Genomic DNA, 16,092 nt, shown 5'->3' with positions numbered 1-16,092 from the left:
TAGTGAATAGAATTTTAATCGTAGATGATGAAGAAATATTAAGAATGCTTATTTGCGACACGCTGGAAGATTTTAATTTTACCATTGATGAGGCCGAAAACGGCTTGGATGCATTGAACAAGATGCAGCAAAACAGCTATGATTTAGTTTTTCTCGATTATATGATGCCGGATTTAACCGGTATAGAAGTAATCGAAAAGCTTTCTCCGGAGTATAAAGAGAATACGCCGATTGTGATGCTGACTGCAAAAGCGCAGGAATCGGACCGTCAAATTGCAATGGAAAAGGGCGCTAAATATTTCATCTCAAAACCATTCAGCCCGATAAAATTAATTTCCTTTGTAGAGGAGCTAAGTAATGCCTAAATTAATTCCTACAGTAAAAAAGAGTGTCCGAAATCAGTTTGTTCGGATGCTTCTGTCGATGTTATTTTTATTTATATTATTTGTGGGGGCATTTTTTGTTTACACAAGCTTAACGAATGAAAGATTGATAGAAGAACGCGACGACATCAATGAAAAGGCTCAGCTCGTCAGGAAGTTGGATGAAAGCTTCAATGGGATTTTCTTTCGCTCCAGAGGATATTATGCATTTAAAGCGACCAATGAATTAAATGCTCTATACGATGAAATGAATAGGTTTGAATTGCATCTAGAAGAGTTTGGAAATTTGCCGCTTTCTAATGAAGAAAGACTTTTATATGAGGAATTAAGTGACTTTATAATTGTTTACCGAAATGAAATTCTGCCAAAAGCAATGGGCTATGTCGAGGAGGATAATTACGAAGCGCTGCGTAAATTGTCGAGTAGTGGAACAAATGATTTGGTAAACAATTTCATTTCGTATACGAAAACATACACTGCTGAAACGGATTTAATCGTAAGGGATTTATTTAATCGAACACTAGAGCAAGTGCAGCTTTTGACGGTTTTATATATTTTATTTGGCATGATTGTCGTAGTCATTATCGGAATCATATTGCGGAAGGTTATTCAAAATTTAATCTCGCCGATTGAAAAGTTAACAACGGCAACAGATGCCTTTGCTAGTGGCATCTATGTAGATATAACTCCACTTAAGAAGAAAGAGGATGAGCTAGGTTTATTGGCTACTTCCTTTTATAATATGACGCTTTCCATACAGGATAAGGAAGAAGTATTAACGACTCAAAACGAAGAATTAATGGCACAGCAGGATGAGCTTCAGGGGAACCAGGAACAGCTGAAACAATCATTGAATCAGCTGCAGCAATATAGTGAGCTGAATCACGTATTGACTTTCACATTGGACAAAGGTAAGTTGCTGGAAGATTTGCATGCCTATTTGCGCAGTATTTACGAGTTTGATTCGAGCCTCCTGTATTTAGTAGGGAGCGATGAATATGTATCTAAAGGGCTGGCAAAGGAGACAACTGAACGGTTAATCAAAAGTCTCGATATTGATAAAATTGCTAGACTGGAAGAAGAAAAGACATTTGTCATTTGTCGGGAAGTTAATCCCTCTCATCAACATATAGCGGGCGCAACCTATTATGCATATGATTTATATTCATGTATACTAAATTCCGAAAAAAAGATTGTCGCTATCCTATTGGCAACACGCGAGGGAAGAAAGTTCACTGCAACAGACTATTCAGATATCAATGGTCATATGAATCAAGCCTCGATTGCATTTGAACGGATATTTATGTATGAGGAAGTAGAACGCGCAAGAAAACTAAACCAAAGCATTATCGATACAACAAATGAAGGAATTCAATTCGTCTCGATTTACGGAGAGGTATTGCTTTTAAACGAAGCGCTCTTTAAAATTATTCGCTATCCGAATTATGAAATTCAAGATAAAGTACCACAGGAAATTTGGATGAAGCATTTCCAGACAATTGTGTGTGAACCGGAAGAGCTGATTTCATTTTTAAAGAATGCCATTATAGAACAATTTACTAATACGAGAACAATGCGATATTCGATAAACGATGACATCACGTCATTTATAGAGGTTTATGCGACAAGCGTATTTGAAGGTGATGAAAAGGTAGGCACAATGTTTGTTCATCGTGATATTACGAGTGAATACGAAGTGGATCAGATGAAGTCAGAGCTTGTGAGTACAGTAAGTCATGAACTACGTACACCACTATCGAGTGTTTTAGGCTTTACGGAACTGCTATTGACGAAAGAAATGCAGCCAGAACGCCAAAAACGTTATATAGAGACGATTCATAAAGAAGCAAAACGTTTAACGAACTTAATTAACGACTTTTTGGATCTTCAGCGTATGGAGTCAGGAAGACAAGTGTATGTCATGGAGAAAGTAGCGTTCAATGAAGTAGTTCAAGAAGTATTGAATAAATTCGACTTTAATTCGCAATATAAAGTTCAATTTGAGGACTTATCCGAAAGTTCATTTGTGAAGGCAGATGAAGAGCGTCTAGTACAGTTATTAATCAATTTAATCGGGAATGCGGTTAAGTTTTCTCCAAATGGCGGCGATATTATTATTCGGGCTGAGAAAAGTGAGAACTGTGTCAAAGTATCGATTCAGGATAGTGGGATCGGTATACCGGAAAGTGAAATTCCGACATTGTTCCAGAAATTTAAGCGCATCGATAATAGCTCTCGACGGAAAATAGGGGGTACTGGATTAGGCCTCGCTTTAAGTAAGGAAATCGTTTTAAATCATAATGGGGAAATTTGGATAGAGTCTCAGGAGAATGTTGGCACAACGGTTTACTTTACATTACCATTGTTTGAACAAGCCAATATTGTAAATAGGGAGGACTTATCTGGGCATAGGTCAAGTGCTAATCCAACGGTTATGATTGTAGAGGATGATTTTAGCCAGGCGCTGTTATTATCGGAGGAGCTAAAAAGCAAAGGGTTTTCGATTTTATATCATGAGGATATCGAGCGAGCAATGGACGATGCCCAGCAAGTACCGTTAGTAGGAATCGTTATGGATTTGAAGTTTGGTGAGAATCTACTAGGAATGGATTTAGTCGAGTTTTTACGTACGAATGAAAAGACAAAAGACATACCGATTATTATTTCGTCTGCATTAGATAAGTCGATGGTTGATGTGGAAAAATACAATGTGGAAAAATACTTTACAAAGCCATATCCACCTGATGAACTGTCTACACTGTTAGTAACTTTAATCGAAGAAAGATAAAATGGATAGGAGGTGGGAAAATGGCAGCCAACATTATCTTTCATTTAGATATGAATAGCTTTTACGCATCTGTTGAACAGGCGCATGATCCAAGTTTAAAAGGAAAACCAATAGCTGTAGCCGGAAATGTAAAAGAACGTCGCGGCATTATTGTGACAAGCTCTTATGAAGCGCGAGCAAAAGGCATTTATACGACGATGAATGTAGCAGAAGCAAAACGGTTATGTCCTGAGCTGCTATTATTACCACCGGACTTTCCGAAGTATCGAGCAGCCAGTGCAGCGATTTTTTCGATATTACGAAGCTATACTGAAATAGTCGAGCCGGTATCCATTGATGAAGGTTATATGGATGTAACGGAGCTTTCAAAAACGCGTCACCCGTTACAAATAGCGGAGGAAATTCAGCAACGTATATTACATGAGCTCGATTTACCATGTTCGATTGGTATAGCTCCGAATAAATTTTTAGCGAAAACGGCTTCGAATATGAAAAAGCCAATGGGTATAACGGTTTTAAGAATTAGGGAATTAAAAGAGCTACTCTGGCCGCTACCTGTTGTATCAATGCACGGAGTCGGGGAGAAAACAGCGAAAAAATTAAATTCCATTCAAATTTTCACAATCGGTGATTTAGCCAATGCCAATGAACGGACTTTATACAGTGAGCTTGGCAAAAATGGTGTACGCCTGATTAAGCGGGCGAATGGGATTGATAATCGAGTGGTCGATCCAAACTCGATATTCGATACGAAAAGTGTAGGTAATTCAACGACACTGCCGAGGGATGAAAGTGAGTATTACATTTTAAAGGAAACGTTTGAGAAGTTAAGTAAGAGTGTTGCGGAACGGTTAAAGGTAAAGTATTTAGCAGGAACAACCGTAACGATTCAAATTCGGAATTATGATTGGCAAAATTCATCACGTAGTAAAACGGTTCGTAATGCCGTTCATCAGGCAGATGAAATTTTTGAAATCGCCTGGAAGCTGTTCACGGATTACTGGGATGAAACACCAGTCCGTTTATTGGGTGTTACTGTTTCGAATGTGGTGGATCAATCAGAATTAACACAGCAGTTGAATTTGTTCAATTTCGAGCAGCATATTAAAGATGAACCGATTGTGCAATTAGTCGATTTAATTGAAACGAAATTCGGAAAAGGGGCAATTAAGCGCGGTGTCCGGGTAAAATCCAAAAGCTATGCCTCTAAAACAAGCTTTAGCAAGGACTTTTTGGATGATCATATGAAATGAATTTTTAGGGTAGGAACATGAAACATACTAACATTAGTAGTACAAACCAAGATCATGGTTTGTGCTACTATTTTTTTATAGTAGAAGTAAAGAAAACCCAAACTGACACAACCTTTTCGCCACTTTTGAGCACTGCGACTTTAATCGCCACTTCTTTCGCGATATTAGTCACTTCAGTTCACATATTCGCCACTTCACCACTGATATTCGTCACTTGCATTTTTATTGTCCACTTCAGCACACTTATTTGCCCGTTCAACGCCGATATTCGTCAACTGACACAACCTTTTCGCCACTTTTGAGCACTGGAACTTTAATCGCCACTTCTTTCGCGATATTAGTCACTTCAGTTCACTTATTCACCACTTCTTCACCGATATTCCTCTCTGTGGGGAACTGCTCTACTGTTTCTCTCAAAGATTGAGGCAGAACATTATTTTATCTTTATATTTTCTATATAAAGGTCAACATCTTTCATTAATTGTTTGAATAAGACGCGGTTTTTCTTTTTAACATTGATTTTCTTTCTTGCAGATTTTAAAGAAAATTCTTCATGAACAATACAGCTTCTAAGATTTGCTAATAATTTTGTATTATTTTTAAAATTTAAATGATCTCCCAATTTCTCTTCTAAATCAAGAATGATATTTTTATCGGATGTATTTTTATATTTATGCTTAAAAATAACTTTATAAATGTCTTTTAATAGTTGTTCAGTTAATGAATACAGCTCTACTGTGAGCGTTGCATATTTTCGATCTCTGCGCCTTCCATAAAATTCGTCCAATTCATAATTGCTTAATAGCTCCACCCATTTAAAAGTACCTGATTGATTCGAAGTATTTTTTACAACTTGCTGAAATTCCTTTTCAACTAAGTAAAGATCAGCAAATGCATGGTCCTTTAATTTTTTAATTTCTTTCTTTTTACTCATCTGAAACACTCCTTCCATCGATTGATTTTAATGTTCATTCGGTTGTTGCACCATTGTGCAGCAACTCGCCTATATTTTTATACCCGAAATATTGTGCTATTCAACCTTTTTTTCCCTGACACGACAAGGAGGCTCTTTTATAAAGAATGTTTTGACCTATTTCAAGAAAAGGCAAAGTTCTTGATGAGAGAATGTTTTATTTAATGCGGAACGTGGAAAAACCCATGCATAGGAGGGATTATGATGGATTATAATTTATTTGGCAATTCAGATTTGAATGTTTCTAAATATGCTTTAGGTACGGTAATGTTCAGTACAAATGGTCTTGAAGAAGCAGGGGCGATGGATCAGGCAACGGCAAACTATATGGTGGATTATGCACTAGATCATGGCATCAACCACTTTGATTCAGCGAATATGTACACGAAGGGTGATGCAGAGGTTATTCTTGGCAATGCGATAAGAAATAAGCGCCAAGATATGATTATCAGCAGTAAAACAGGATTTCAACTGATAGATAAACCCACGGATACAGGCGCTATACTGAACGTTGATTCATCTATTGATATACTCTTAAAAAGACTTGGTACGGACTATCTGGATTTATATTATGTACATTCCTGGGATGGGCAAGTACCGGTAAGCGAAACTGTCGAAATGATGAATGAACTCATTAAGAAAGGGAAAATTCGTCATTGGGGGGTATCTAACTATAGCGGCTGGGCGCTTGCGAAGACACATACGTGGGCAGTAGAAAATAATATGATCCCGCCAATTGCACAGCAAATCTATTACACACCAGAATCACGTGAGGCAGAGTACGAAATTTTGCCGGCCGGTAAAGAATTAGGGATTGCTAATAGTATTAGATCTCCATTAGGTGAAGGGCTGCTCACTGGTAAATATACAAGAAATAATAAAGCGGAACTTGCTACAAGGCAAGGGAATGGTTGGCCGGAAACATATATTAAAAACCCGGATTTATTTTATAATTTAATCGATGTATTGCAAGATGTGGCTACAAAACATAAGGCTACAGTAGCGCAAGTTGTTTTAGCATGGTTACGTGATCGACCAAATGTAGATTCAATTGTCTTGTCGGCAAGAACGAAAGAACAGTTGCATGAAAACATTGCATCTTACAGTCTGAAATTAACTAACGAGGATATTACACAAATTAATAGTGTCTCAGCACTTGAACCGATTTATCCATTATGGCATCGTGCGATCAATTCATTGGATAGAGCTTCAGATGCAGAAAAGGTATATTTAGATGAATTCCATAAGTTAATTGAAAGCAAAATTTAATAATATATGAGACGAACAATCACGAATTGCTTAATATATCGTGATTGTTCGTTTTTCACATATAGAAATTTATAAGTGTCTACTTTGTATCCGTTGTTCTCCGTTACGGCGGACGCTTTCCTAGGGACACGGCTCGAGCCTGTAGTCTCTCCCTCGTGCTCCTGCGATTACTCGTCGCAAAATAAATTTTGCTTGTCCCCTAGGAGTCGCCGCCTACACTGCGAACAACTAATTTTTTAATTCTCTATTATGAAGTAAGATGAACCAGTCAGCACAAACATTTCTCCTTCATCAGAATTTCTTCTTTCTCACCTTTTATTTTAAAAAGGAAAAAATATGTATATCCTATAAAAGTCTAAAATTTGACATTTATATGAGAATAATTTTCATTTAGTTAGGTAACATCGAAATACCCATGCTATAATAGGAGGGATTTCATTCTTCAGGAGGACATAATGGGAATACATCCGATACGTTTTTTACGAATAATGGGCTTACTTGATGGTTTATCGCTCATTACGTTATTATTTATTTCCATGCCATTAAAATACTTTGCTGATTTACCACAGTTCGTGACGATAAATGGTAGTATTCATGGTGGTATATTTATACTTTATTTACTAGCAATTGCTATTGTTCAATTACGCATACAATGGAATATCGGCTGGTCCTTTTTAGCCGTTTTAGTCGCATTTATACCTTTTGGTAATTTTGTTTTCGATTCTAAATTAAAAAGAATGCAGCCGTTATTACATATAAAGCCATTTCCTAAGCAGTGGCTTGTTTATGCTATTATTTTCTTTTCTTTCTTTGACCTGTTCGTACAGCTGCCGATTATGAGTACATATGCTCTATCTGTTGGTGCCTCTACGTTTATTGCTGGGATAGTTGTGGGACTGTACTCATTTATGAATACGTTCGGGAATATATTTTCAGGCATTTATACGGACAAAATTGGAGCATTTCGAATTTTGGTCTTTGGACTATTTGTTTCTGTAGCATCACTGCTATGCTACCAGCTTGTCGATAATACGACGGTACTATTAATTGTACGTTGTGTTCACGGTTTCAGTAGCGGATTTATAACACCGGCCGCATTTACACTGCTTGCAAATATGCGGGCAGCAAATGAACAAGGCAGTGGGAGTGCGTTTACGGGCTCATTTGTTGGGATCGCCGCAATTGTTGGACCAGCTTCGAGCGGTATTTTAGCAAGTAAAATATCTGTGGCGAATGTATTTAGCCTTGTTGCGTTATATGGGCTTGTACTATTGATCGGCCTACTTCTATTTTTACGTAAAACACAGTTGCCTAAACGTGAAAAGAAAAAGACTTCCGAAACGCTGCATTGGAACAGTAATTTGCTAAAAGCTTATGGTGGAGCCTTTTTCCTCATGTTTTCTCAAGGGGTGCTGGCGTACTTATTGCCGATTTATGTGCAGGATTTAGGGTATGGCTCCAGAGTAGCCGGGACATTACTGAGTGTGTTCGGTATCGTAGCTGTATTGATTTTTATTTTACCAACGAATAAAATATTTGATTATTTTAATGCCCAATACACATTGTTAATCGGTGTTCTATTAATGGGGATTGCCCAAATTGGCATTGGACTGACATCTGAAATGACAATGCTTTATGGCATTCTAGCACTATACGGAATCGGGTTTGCCTTTTTATTCCCTTCCATTAATGCCCTTTTAATCGAAGCTACGACGCAGGAAATTCGCGGCAAAGCTTATGGTTATTTTTATGCGTTTTTCTCTATTGGTGTAGTTGCCGGATCATCGGTTCTAGGTGCACTTAATTTAGTAGGGACACCCGGATTTGTATTTACAGGGGGGATTTTGTTTACGTTCTGTCTCGTTATCATCATTTCATTAATTAAATCAAATAGCTCGTTACTGAAAGTGAGCCGTAAAGAAAATTTACATCAATCATAAAGCTGATGCGCCAAAGTACGTCAAATTTCGATTAAATACTTTCTAATGCGCATTATTCGATAGTCATGTATACTAAACAAGGTGAAATTTACGAGCGAATTATATTTGAAAGGATTTAAAACATGATGAAATTAAATTTAGAAGTATTAGAACGATGCAGTAAAGAAACAGAAGATACAATTACTGCAGAAAGTAGTGCATTTGCATCGACGCCTATTCAATATTTGAAGGAAAATCAGGGCGAATTTATCTATGTCGAATGTGCACAATTTAATGAAATCCGTATCGATGCCGTTGCACTTGAATTTGATGATGCATTTAATTTATATACGGCTTTGTTCGGATTAAAACTACAAAAGAAGCATAGTGAAGCAATCCGCAGCTATTTAAAGGAGCATGTAAAATCTGCTTTAGGTAGCAGCAGTGCAGCCTTTTCCGGTCAAGAAGGGCTTTGGGAACTGAATATTGCAGTGGATTGTATAGAGGGCTTTAATGATCAGTTATCAATTGAACAAGTATGTGAACTACTTTATGAATTTGTTGCGCAATTAATAAAGACTGTCGAAAAATAAATGACAGAAATGTATTTATACAGTTTTGCCTGGCAAAAAGATGAATATGAACTTTCACGACTGGAAATGCGCACATTTTTTAATTTTCATGTAGAAGGTAATGTTTTAATGAGCCAGAAAAAAGTAGAACCAAGTCGAAGCCCTTATATGCGACTAAGACTTGATATACTACTTGAAGGAAATACGTTTGAACAACTTGTAGAAACTGCTAAACAGCTACAGTTAGGAGAACGGACTTTTAAAATTCATTGTTTAAATAATAGTAGAGATGCGATCGAGCCAGCTTTAAACCGTACGATTCGAAATGAGTATATGCTACAGCTTAGCTATGCGATAGAAGCTGAACCGGATTTAGAACAGCCTGATATAGTACTGGGGTTAGCTATTCATGATGGTACCTTTTATTTAGGGGAGCTTGTTGCCGGGGAGTCTGTATGGCTGAAGCATATGCAAAAGCCCGAAATGTACTCCACTGCGCTTAGTACGCGTGATGCGCGGGCTATTGTGAATATTGCAGCTCCATATCCGGATGGATTGAAAATTATTGATCCATGCTGCGGAATTGGTACTGTCTTAGTTGAGGCAATGAGCATGGGCATTCATATTGAAGGACGAGATATGAATAAGCGTGTCGTATGGGGTTCACGTATTAATTTACGCCACTTTGGATATGAACCGAATGTAGAGATCGGACCAATTGAAGAAGCGGATGAAGGTTATGACGTCGCAATTATTGATATGCCGTACAATTTATTTACACATATATCGAGTGAATTGCAGCAGAGCATAATTACGAATGCACGTAGAATCGCAAAACGCGTCGTCATCGTAACCATCGAAACGATGGATGATAAAATTCATCACGCCAATTTAACGATTAAAGACCGGGCTGTATTGAAAAAAGGCAAGTTCGAGCGCCAAGTTTTAATATGTGAATAAGTAGGCAGGAGCCGTTACTTTCCTTACTTATTACGAACAAGGCAGTGTTAAAAGTCAAAGGACTGATAATACCGGGTTCGGATATTGGGGAGAAAACAGTAAATAACAATGGTTTTGGAAGTGCAATTAGCAAACTAATTCGCACTTCCTTTTTTGCTGTTGTATCAGTGTTTATATCTTCAGGGAATGTCTTTAATACCTCAATTCGCAACATAATCAGCAACACCGCATAAATTTATGTGGGCTTGTTAAAATCGATGTCAAAACTTGTGCTAAATGTTCGCATAAATCGAACGAAATTCTTTCTTTTGAAAGGGAAATGGAAATTTTATGCTAAAATGAATTTATATATTGTGAAGTAATGTACTTAATCAAACTGGGCAGTTTAGTTCAATAGCGGAAAGGGGGGCGTAGTTTTTGCAAAAATGTATAAAATGCAATAGTCAATTTGGTTGGAGAAAAATCTTTAAATCTTATAAGTGGACATACGGACCACTTGAATGTGACAATTGTGGAACTATACATAAGATAACCATTTTTGGGAGATTTACGGTTACATTCCTGACGATGTTACCATTTCTGATAGCTCAATTTTTTCTTATTCCTTCCGATAATATATTTTTAACCATTTGTGGAGCAGCTCTTATCGCAATGATCGGTTTTTTACTCTCGCCATATGTTGTCCGATACAAAGAGAGATTGTGAGGAAATACACATACAGTAACGGAGGGCTTTAGTTCAATTAGGTTAGTTAAATGTTACATCAAAAGACGCTCAGAAATCTGAGCGTCTTTACTTCTCGTTTATATTACCAATTTGCGGGTATAGTATGATGCTAATTAGAATGTTATTAGCATTTTTCTCCCCATCAACCAAACCCGTTAGACTGATAACACTGCCTTTTTTATAAGGTAATCAGAATTAAAGTGTCAATCAGAAGAAAGACCACTTTTTTAGAAAGTGGCCTACTGAAACCTAGTCTACTTCAATTCGTAGAGCATCAATTTTTTGACAGTCAACGATAAGAGTTGAACCACGTTCTATTGTTGTATCAATAAAGAATGCACAGCAACTATTATGGTCAAATCTTTTAAAAACGACATCTTCTAATATTTTACCTCCGGATAAGAAAACGTCAACTTCTGTACCTTTTCTTAATTCTCTTAATAGGTCACAGATACAACCATTGCAACGACCTTTATTATTACTAGAACTTGATTCACTTCTACATTTACTACAATTACAACCCATTTGTAACACCCCTTTTCTTGTCTGTTTTTGTAAGGCTAGCATTACATTAATAGACTATGATTTGAAAATAAAAAGAGCTAGGTAACGTAACTACAGAGAATATAGAACTTTTGATAAAGAATTAACTAAAGTATGCAGTAGTAAGCTTCGAACTAAATATGTATGCGAGGGTGGAACGATAAAAGGATCACTCTCGGGTGGCGGGAAAGTGATCCTTGTTACAAAATACATTAAAAAGATGACAAGCTATTCTTAATTGACTATCATCCCTAACACTTACTACTTTTTGTTAGCATTCTTTGTTTGGTAGGAAAGTAGCACCGACAAGAACTAAAAGTATGAAAAGTACGACGATTAAAACGAACGTTAAACTATTGTTATTGCTATAACTATTGTATCCACCATAGCCACCATAGCAATTACCATATCCTGAATAGTCCATTAAAATCCCTCCTTCCGTCTTATATTATTCTTAGTAGGGGGAGAAGGTAGGGCAAAAGTACAGGAATAAGTTTGTGGTGTAGATATAGTTATGACTCTTAAACTGGATCTTCATTATATAGAAAATAATTACATTAGCCGTAAAAACTTTCATTTAACAAAACAGCGCTTCAATCACTTGCCATTTGCCCCTATGAATTCGTGATAAAGAGAAGTCCGAGTAGTGTCACTAATTGTTAATCCGTGTTTAATGAATGAATTAAATAAAATAAATAAAAATGGAAATTATATGTTAATGTAATAATGTGCAATGGAATATCCTGCATTCTCTTATAGAAGTATGGAAGCTTAGATGTACAAAAAATATTGGAGAGTGATAGAGTGAATTGGTTAAAGTATGTTATTGGATTTTTAGTAGTAATAGCTTTATGTACTGTTATTTGGTTTATTCGTCCTACGAATCAGCAATTAGAGGCAAAGGTCATTGCTCTTGAAGAACAAATTGGGCGTCATTATTTAAACGACTTCGATTCATTGGAAAGAACGGCTGAGCAACTCCTGGAATATGATTTGAATCTACCTATAACCGAAGAAAACGGAAAAGTAATTGACGTACTTTCCCGAGATCTAGACACTATATTAAACAACCTCTTTTATAATCATCCGTTAATATATTCAGAAGAAAGTACAACGATACATTCAAAATGGCATAATGAATTATCACAAGCAAAATGGAATCTACCGTTTTATGGCAAAGAACTTCCACTTACAAAAGATGAAGCTGCCGAATTATATCAAATTCTCCAGGCAAGTCGTTTCATTGCTAAGGATTTTAGTGATATTATTGGGTACGATTATCAATCCGCATATGATGCAATGCACGATAAAGAGCACGAAATGGTAGAAAGAATCAATTACCGTCTATCTATTAAATATTAATTTAACAATAAAATTTGAGGGGAATATTGTTAAAGAAGCACATAAAACGTTCAGAGTTATTTCTGTGCGTTTTTATTTGCCGATTAATTATTAAAAAGTATGTTTTTTCTCCCTAATGATAGCGAGTATGTTCTGATGTCGGTTACTCGTTATACAACAAATAATTCCAGTAGAAGTAAAACTTTCATTAAACAAAACAGCGCTTAATTCATTTGCCATTTGCCAATCCTGTATTTTAAGGAGCGGTAAAGATGGAGAACCGTTTTTTCATTGGGGTATTTAACGGCTTAATTTTAAGCATCATTTTATGGACTTCTATTTTTGGCTGGGTGAGAATAATATCCGGTCTATTTAAGTAATAGGGAACTTCGAATAACGACAATTGTTTGACAGTGTAAGGAATCAATGATATATTTATCTCGAATTAAAGATAAATGAATTCGTGATAAAGAAGGAGTGAAACTTTATGAGTGAATTTGATAAACAGCTAAAAGCATTTACTGTATTACACCGAGCAACGACAGCCGTACATGAAGCAACGAAGAAGGATATTCAGCAAAGTGATTTAAATTTAACGGAGTTTGCTGTAATGGAACTGCTTTATCATAAAGGTGATCAACCTATCCAAGTCATCGGAAAAAAGGTATTAATTGCAAGCAGCAGTATAACGTATGTTGTCGATAAACTGGAGAAGAAAAATCTAATCAAACGAGTTGCATGTCCAACTGACCGCCGTGTGACATTTGTATCGCTGACGGACGAAGGATCTGCAATGATCGAATCCATATTTCCAACACATGAGAAAAAGATTGCGGCTATATTCGACGTTTTGTCAGAGGAGGAATTACTAGCGTTAACCGATTATTTAAAACGGGTCGGTCATCATGCGAATACTTTATAAACGATATTTTTTATATTGAAAAGAAAACGGAGGAATACACATGAACCACATTAAAGGAATACACCACGTAACAGCCATTACAAGCAGTGCAGAAAAAAATTACGAATTCTTTACTTATACATTAGGTATGCGTCTTGTGAAGAAAACGGTAAATCAGGATGATATTCAAACATACCACCTGTTTTTCGCTGATGATAAAGGCTCTGCCGGAACAGATATGACATTTTTTGATTTCCCGGGAATCCCAAAAGGCACACATGGTACAGATGAAATATACAAAACAGCATTCCGTGTCCCAAATGATGCAGCATTGGATTATTGGGTTAAACGTTTTGATCGATTAAACGTAAAGCATGAAGGCATTAGTACACTATTTGGCAAACAAGTATTATCATTTGTTGATTTCGATGATCAGCAGTACATGCTTATTTCAGATGAAAATAATGAAGGCATTGCATCAGGTACGCCATGGCAAAAAGGGCCGATTCCATTGGAGTTTGCAATTACTGGCTTAGGACCGATTCATATCCGAGTTTCACAATTTGATTATTTTAAAGAAGTACTTGAAAAAGTAATGGTGATGCGTGAAGTAGCACAGGACGGTTCATTGCACTTATTTGAAGTTGGTGAAGGTGGCAACGGGGCATCTGTTATCGTCGAGCACAATACAGAGCTAGCACCGGGACGTCAAGGCTTTGGTACGGTTCACCATGCGGCATTCCGATTAGAAAATACGGAAGTACTGCATGAATGGACAAAACGTTTGGAAGGCTTCGGTTTCGGTACATCAGGCTATGTTGACCGTTTCTTCTTTGAGTCGCTTTATGCGCGTGTAGCACCTGGCATACTATTTGAGTGGGCTACTGACGGGCCAGGATTTATGGGCGATGAGCCGTATGAAACAGTTGGGGAATCGCTATCATTACCACCGTTTTTAGAAAGCAAACGTGAATATATTGAAAGCGTTGTTCGTCCAATTGATACAGTACGTTCAACAAAAACAATTGAAAAAGAATATGAATAGTTTCTACTATATAAGAACGGAGAATGACTATGAACTATATTTTTAATAAAGGAAAAAGTGATAAGCCTGTATTGTTACTGTTGCACGGCACAGGAGGAGATGAAAACAGCCTACTTGCACTGGCAGAAATCATTGATCCGGAAGCATCAGTTTTAAGTGTACGAGGCAATGTGCTGGAACAGGGAATGCCACGATTTTTCCGCCGTTTAGCAGAAGGTGTTTTTGATATGGAAGATTTAGCACTGCGTACGAAGGAACTCTATGAATTTTTAGATGACAAAGCGGTAGAATACGAGTTTGATCGCAACAATATCATTGCAATCGGTTATTCAAACGGTGCCAATATTGCTGCTAACTTGTTATTTGAATATGAAAATGCATTAAAAGGTGCGATACTGCATCATCCAATGGTGCCAAACCGTGAAACGACGGTTGCCAAACAGGGAGGGACAGCTGTCTTTATCGCAGCTGGTGTTAATGACCCAATTTGCCCACAGCAGGAAGCAACCGATTTAGAACGTTATTTGTTGGGGGCAGGTGCAAAGGTGACGTTGGAATGGGAATCAAACGGGCATCAGCTTACGATGGGTGAAGTACAAAAGGCGAAAGCTTGGTATGAAGCGACATTTTCATAAAAAAATGGACCTTTTCTGAAATAATTTTCAGGAAAGGTTTTTTAGTGTGTGGACAATGAGATTGTTTATGACATTGTTAGCTCAATAATAAAATGTATTTTAATTACATAATTTGGTAGTTATAATGTTTATATAAATAGGTTGGAAATTTATCCAGAACTGGAGGATGAAATATTGCAAAAGAAAATAAAAATAATTGAGGATAGAAAAGCATTTATTTTAGCTATTGGCATATTAATTTTTATTTGGATCTTTTTCAGTAACTACTGGCATTATCCATCTCCACCGATCGATTCACTCACTGCAAAAGAGGTTATTCGTATTGTAGAGGAAGAGGGTTCTGAGCGCGAGTTTATGAAAATCGCTACTGAAAATGATTTTGATTGGTATGTTAGTAAGGGTGCTTTCTATTTTGGCAATAATATATCTAATTCACTCTCAGATAGAGGTTGGCATTATCAAAAGTCAATACCTTATTATAAATCGAACGGAAAACTGATACGTATTGAAGAGATTTTCACTAAAAATCAATTCGCCGGTAACCTAGGCACTACTCTCAAATTAGAATTATACAGTTGGGAGGAAGGAATTTTGTTTTTGAAAATACCGAAAGATATAGAATTTAAAAATGATTGACGAGAGAGAGAAAGGGGGAGTACCCAATTAATAAGCGGAGAAATTCCGTTTATTATATGAATTTCTTAGATTTTCATGAAAATAAGGGTAAAAATTCCGCTTATATGCCTGTGAACCCTGATATTTTGCTGCTTTTTAGTGAAATAAG

The 16,092-nt window shown here is 36.8% G+C and carries 16 protein-coding genes; 13 read left to right on the top strand and 3 right to left on the bottom strand.

All coding sequences use genetic code 11. The annotated features are described in order from the left end of the window. Positions 1 to 2 precede the first annotated feature (2 nt). Genes H9635_RS05445 through H9635_RS05435 form a run of 3 tightly spaced genes read left to right on the top strand, consistent with a single transcriptional unit; the run spans position 3 to position 4,424 of the window. Entirely contained in the window at positions 3 to 365 is a 363-nt protein-coding gene (locus H9635_RS05445) for a response regulator transcription factor (protein ID WP_191699133.1), read from the top strand. After that, positions 358 to 3,171, top strand: coding sequence for an ATP-binding response regulator (locus H9635_RS05440; protein WP_191699132.1), 2,814 nt, complete (start codon positions 358 to 360; stop codon positions 3,169 to 3,171). Before H9635_RS05445 ends, H9635_RS05440 begins: the two co-directional genes overlap by 8 nt. 20 nt (positions 3,172 to 3,191) lie before the next feature. Then, a complete protein-coding gene (locus tag H9635_RS05435) occupies positions 3,192 to 4,424 on the top strand; it encodes a DNA polymerase IV (protein ID WP_191699131.1) in 1,233 nt (410 codons plus the stop codon). Between the two features lie 433 nt (positions 4,425 to 4,857). Here the strand turns inward: H9635_RS05435 and H9635_RS05430 are convergent, their stop codons facing one another. Then, positions 4,858 to 5,358, bottom strand: coding sequence for a nucleoside-diphosphate sugar epimerase (locus H9635_RS05430; protein WP_191699130.1), 501 nt, complete (start codon positions 5,356 to 5,358; stop codon positions 4,858 to 4,860). Between the two features lie 243 nt (positions 5,359 to 5,601). On the opposite strand from H9635_RS05430, the gene H9635_RS05425 reads away from it, so the two are divergent. From H9635_RS05425 to H9635_RS19525, 5 genes are all read left to right on the top strand, one after another. After that, positions 5,602 to 6,666, top strand: coding sequence for an aldo/keto reductase (locus H9635_RS05425; protein WP_191699129.1), 1,065 nt, complete (start codon positions 5,602 to 5,604; stop codon positions 6,664 to 6,666). A gap of 455 nt (positions 6,667 to 7,121) precedes the next feature. Further along, positions 7,122 to 8,606 carry an MFS transporter gene (locus tag H9635_RS05420; protein WP_191699128.1) on the top strand — a complete coding sequence of 495 codons (1,485 nt, stop codon included), beginning with the start codon at positions 7,122 to 7,124 and terminating at the stop codon, positions 8,604 to 8,606. A gap of 122 nt (positions 8,607 to 8,728) precedes the next feature. Beyond that, positions 8,729 to 9,178: a protoporphyrinogen oxidase gene (locus H9635_RS05415; RefSeq protein WP_191699127.1), complete on the top strand. Its 450-nt coding sequence runs from the start codon at positions 8,729 to 8,731 to the stop codon at positions 9,176 to 9,178. Next, positions 9,179 to 10,117, top strand: a complete 939-nt coding sequence (locus tag H9635_RS05410) for a TRM11 family SAM-dependent methyltransferase (RefSeq protein ID WP_191699126.1) — start codon at positions 9,179 to 9,181, stop codon at positions 10,115 to 10,117. A 417-nt stretch (positions 10,118 to 10,534) separates the two neighbouring features. Further along, positions 10,535 to 10,822: a TIGR04104 family putative zinc finger protein gene (locus H9635_RS19525; RefSeq protein ID WP_191699125.1), complete on the top strand. Its 288-nt coding sequence runs from the start codon at positions 10,535 to 10,537 to the stop codon at positions 10,820 to 10,822. A 270-nt stretch (positions 10,823 to 11,092) separates the two neighbouring features. Here H9635_RS19525 and H9635_RS05400 read toward each other — a convergent pair whose 3' ends face one another. Both H9635_RS05400 and H9635_RS19190 read right to left on the bottom strand, forming a co-directional pair. Beyond that, positions 11,093 to 11,368 (bottom strand): hydrolase, encoded by a 276-nt coding sequence (locus H9635_RS05400; protein WP_191699124.1) that lies wholly within the window; start codon positions 11,366 to 11,368, stop codon positions 11,093 to 11,095. A 289-nt stretch (positions 11,369 to 11,657) separates the two neighbouring features. Continuing rightward, positions 11,658 to 11,810 carry a YjcZ family sporulation protein gene (locus tag H9635_RS19190; protein ID WP_225231133.1) on the bottom strand — a complete coding sequence of 51 codons (153 nt, stop codon included), beginning with the start codon at positions 11,808 to 11,810 and terminating at the stop codon, positions 11,658 to 11,660. 380 nt (positions 11,811 to 12,190) lie between these two features. Here H9635_RS19190 and H9635_RS05390 point away from each other — a divergent pair, with 380 nt between their 5' ends. From H9635_RS05390 to H9635_RS05370, 5 genes are all read left to right on the top strand, one after another. Further along, the gene (locus H9635_RS05390; RefSeq protein WP_191699123.1) at positions 12,191 to 12,748 is read left to right on the top strand and encodes a hypothetical protein; all 558 of its coding nucleotides are present in this window, start codon (positions 12,191 to 12,193) and stop codon (positions 12,746 to 12,748) included. A 466-nt stretch (positions 12,749 to 13,214) separates the two neighbouring features. Further along, positions 13,215 to 13,649, top strand: coding sequence for a MarR family winged helix-turn-helix transcriptional regulator (locus H9635_RS05385; protein ID WP_191699122.1), 435 nt, complete (start codon positions 13,215 to 13,217; stop codon positions 13,647 to 13,649). A 40-nt stretch (positions 13,650 to 13,689) separates the two neighbouring features. Beyond that, positions 13,690 to 14,673: a ring-cleaving dioxygenase gene (locus H9635_RS05380; protein ID WP_191699121.1), complete on the top strand. Its 984-nt coding sequence runs from the start codon at positions 13,690 to 13,692 to the stop codon at positions 14,671 to 14,673. A 29-nt stretch (positions 14,674 to 14,702) separates the two neighbouring features. Then, positions 14,703 to 15,308, top strand: a complete 606-nt coding sequence (locus tag H9635_RS05375; protein WP_191699120.1) for an alpha/beta hydrolase — start codon at positions 14,703 to 14,705, stop codon at positions 15,306 to 15,308. 174 nt (positions 15,309 to 15,482) lie between these two features. Continuing rightward, a complete protein-coding gene (locus H9635_RS05370; RefSeq protein WP_191699119.1) occupies positions 15,483 to 15,944 on the top strand; it encodes a hypothetical protein in 462 nt (153 codons plus the stop codon). The last annotated feature ends 148 nt before the right edge of the window (positions 15,945 to 16,092 follow it).

The organism is Solibacillus faecavium (assembly GCF_014836905.1).
In the GTDB taxonomy this organism is placed as follows: domain Bacteria; phylum Bacillota; class Bacilli; order Bacillales_A; family Planococcaceae; genus Solibacillus; species Solibacillus faecavium.
This window is presented reverse-complemented; position numbering and strand designations above follow the sequence as displayed.

Excerpts from the sequence above, each read along its gene's own strand:
- H9635_RS05425 (WP_191699129.1), top strand. The coding sequence starts at position 5,602 with ATGGATTATAATTTATTTGGCAATTCAGATTTGAATGTTTCTAAATAT.
- H9635_RS05375 (WP_191699120.1), top strand. The coding sequence starts at position 14,703 with ATGAACTATATTTTTAATAAAGGAAAAAGTGATAAGCCTGTATTGTTA.
- H9635_RS19190 (WP_225231133.1), bottom strand. The coding sequence starts at position 11,810 with ATGGACTATTCAGGATATGGTAATTGCTATGGTGGCTATGGTGGATAC.
- H9635_RS05415 (WP_191699127.1), top strand. The coding sequence starts at position 8,729 with ATGATGAAATTAAATTTAGAAGTATTAGAACGATGCAGTAAAGAAACA.
- H9635_RS05400 (WP_191699124.1), bottom strand. The coding sequence starts at position 11,368 with ATGGGTTGTAATTGTAGTAAATGTAGAAGTGAATCAAGTTCTAGTAAT.
- H9635_RS05380 (WP_191699121.1), top strand. The coding sequence starts at position 13,690 with ATGAACCACATTAAAGGAATACACCACGTAACAGCCATTACAAGCAGT.
- H9635_RS05435 (WP_191699131.1), top strand. The coding sequence starts at position 3,192 with ATGGCAGCCAACATTATCTTTCATTTAGATATGAATAGCTTTTACGCA.
- H9635_RS05410 (WP_191699126.1), top strand. The coding sequence starts at position 9,179 with ATGACAGAAATGTATTTATACAGTTTTGCCTGGCAAAAAGATGAATAT.
- H9635_RS05430 (WP_191699130.1), bottom strand. The coding sequence starts at position 5,358 with ATGAGTAAAAAGAAAGAAATTAAAAAATTAAAGGACCATGCATTTGCT.
- H9635_RS05420 (WP_191699128.1), top strand. The coding sequence starts at position 7,122 with ATGGGAATACATCCGATACGTTTTTTACGAATAATGGGCTTACTTGAT.
- H9635_RS05385 (WP_191699122.1), top strand. The coding sequence starts at position 13,215 with ATGAGTGAATTTGATAAACAGCTAAAAGCATTTACTGTATTACACCGA.
- H9635_RS05440 (WP_191699132.1), top strand. The coding sequence starts at position 358 with ATGCCTAAATTAATTCCTACAGTAAAAAAGAGTGTCCGAAATCAGTTT.